Source organism: Peribacillus sp. P4_D6, assembly GCF_056401795.1.
Window position 1 is genome coordinate 1 of sequence record NZ_JBFUIQ010000279.1, and the last position, 2,308, is coordinate 2,308.

The 2,308-nt window shown below is 42.3% G+C and carries 3 protein-coding genes; all 3 read right to left on the bottom strand.

Annotated features, from left to right (window positions below; genetic code table 11):
* On the bottom strand, positions 1–455 hold a 455-nt coding region (locus tag AC1DVB_RS26720), incomplete at its 3' end, for an NUDIX hydrolase (protein WP_477591832.1).
* 288 nt (positions 456–743) lie between these two features.
* Positions 744–2,084 (bottom strand): aminotransferase, encoded by a 1,341-nt coding sequence (locus AC1DVB_RS26725; RefSeq protein ID WP_477591834.1) that lies wholly within the window; start codon positions 2,082–2,084, stop codon positions 744–746.
* A gap of 71 nt (positions 2,085–2,155) precedes the next feature.
* Positions 2,156–2,308: aldehyde dehydrogenase family protein (locus AC1DVB_RS26730; protein ID WP_477591836.1), on the bottom strand; the 153-nt coding region annotated here is incomplete at its 5' end.

Genomic DNA, 2,308 nt, shown 5'->3' on the forward strand with positions numbered 1-2,308 from the left:
ACTTTATATTCCACATGATAAATTTCTGGCGGTTTTTCCATGAAAAAGGAAAGCGGGACCGTAAAAATGGTTTCTACCTCAGCTGGATTAGGTATTATCCGTTGATGGTTACGAACAAATCCTGCATAAGGATAGACAATCATCCCGAATGGAGATACCAAATAATCGATTGGAAAGACGTTTTCGATATCTTCTTTTCGCAAATTAAGCTCCTCATATGTTTCCCTTAGGGCAGCAGCCTGTTCATCTTGATCCAGCTTGTCTATTTTCCCGCCCGGAAAACATATATCCCCCGGCTGCCTCCTCAGTTTGTGCGAACGCTCTTCGAAAAGAACATGAATTCCATCTTCTTTCTCTATAAGCGGTACCAATACAGCATACTTTGAAAAATTCCCACTCCCTAAAATTTCAGGGATATGTAATGTTAATTTTTTTGTTATATCTTCATTATTCATGTCCCTCACCTCTTCTGCCGGATAATGATAGATATTCTATCACTACTCCTTATCATTCCATTTTCGAACATCCGCTATAACTAAGCAAGGAAAACGATTCCAAAATATCGCCTATAATTTCTATTAGATTCCTTTACCTCTTATTCTTCCTTGATCATAGACAAAAGCACCGTTCAAAGTTACGAACGGCGCTAAAACTGACGTATCAGCCTCATTTTAAAAGCAAGTTATGTGTATCAACAGGCACATGCATGAAATTGTAGAATATTCAGTTTTTTCATTTTATTTTCATAGTTCAGCTAGCGTTCGCTTTACCGTCGCTATGATGAATGCGAAATCCTCTTCAGTTATACTAAGCGGGGGAGCAAGAGTCAGGATATTATTGAAACCTGCTACTGTATCGCCATTTTTCCCTATGATCAACCCCTTTTCTTTGCATGAAGCAATGACTTTATTAATTTTGGAAAGTTCGATCGGCTGTTTTGTCAGTTTATCTTCCACTAGTTCAATGCCTACCAACAAACCTTTCCCGCGTACATCCCCAACATTGGGATGAGATTTGATTTCTTCAAACTCTTGCAAAAAGCGTAGCCCTAACTCCTTGGACCGTTYAATTAGTTTTTCATTTTCATATATTTCAATATTCTTTAAAGCGACAGCACAGGCAGCAGGATTGCCGCCAAATGTATTTACATGCCGAAAGCGGTCATAAACGTCTGAGCCAATATACGCTTCATAAATTTCACGTTTGACTGCTGTAGCTGATAATGGCAAATAAGCGCTCGTGATTCCTTTAGCCATTGTTATGATGTCTGGTTTTACATCATAGTTCATAAATCCGAATTTCTTACCAGTTCGGCCAAACCCGCAAATGACCTCATCCGAAATGAGAAGGACACCATTTTTCTCACAAATTTCTTTGACACGTTTCATATAGCCATCGGGCGGCATCAAAATTCCGCCCCCGGTGATGATTGGTTCCATGATGACCGCAGCCACCGTTTCGCTCAGCTCCCATGTAATGGTACGTTCAATTTCCGCTGCACTTTTTTCACCGCTTTCATCCTCTGGATTTCGATAAGAATCTGGCGGTGATACATGAAGAAACCCTGGGGCGAGAGGTTCGTATTTATATTTTCGCTGTGCCTGCCCGGTAGCTGACAGGGCTCCCATTGAATTTCCATGATATCCGCGATAACGCGAAATGAATTTATAGCGTCCATATTCACCCTTTTGCTGATGATACTGCCGCGCAATTTTAAAGGCCGCCTCATTGGCTTCTGAACCGCTGTTAGAGAAGAAAATCACATAATCCCCACCAAGCCATTCATTTAATTTCTCCGCTAGCTTAATAGCCGGGATGTGGCTATTCGTTAAAGGGGCATAAGGAAGTTCCTTCAGCTGCTCGTAAGCCGCTTCAGCCAGTTCCGTGCGGCCATAACCGACGTTGACACACCATAAACCGGACATCCCATCCAGGAAGCGATTCCCATCAACATCCGTAATCCATGCTCCTTGCCCGTTTTTAATCACCATTGCACCAGGGGTGGGTTCAGCCCCTTTCATATGATGCCACACATATTTACCATCCATCGCTTTAAGATCCTGACCCTGTTTTTCAACCTGCATAAGCTACACTCCCCCTAAAATAATGTATAAAGGAAGGCCGACCACAAATTGCGCCGACCCCCTTTTTCCTATCAGTATCTTGCCGTTAACATTTTCTTTCTGGTATAAAATTCCACGCCGTCTTTCCCATTGGCATGAAGGTCCCCATAAAACGAACTTTTATATCCAGAAAATGGAAAGAATGCCATTGGCGCGGGTACCCCAAGGTTAATGCCAAGCATCCC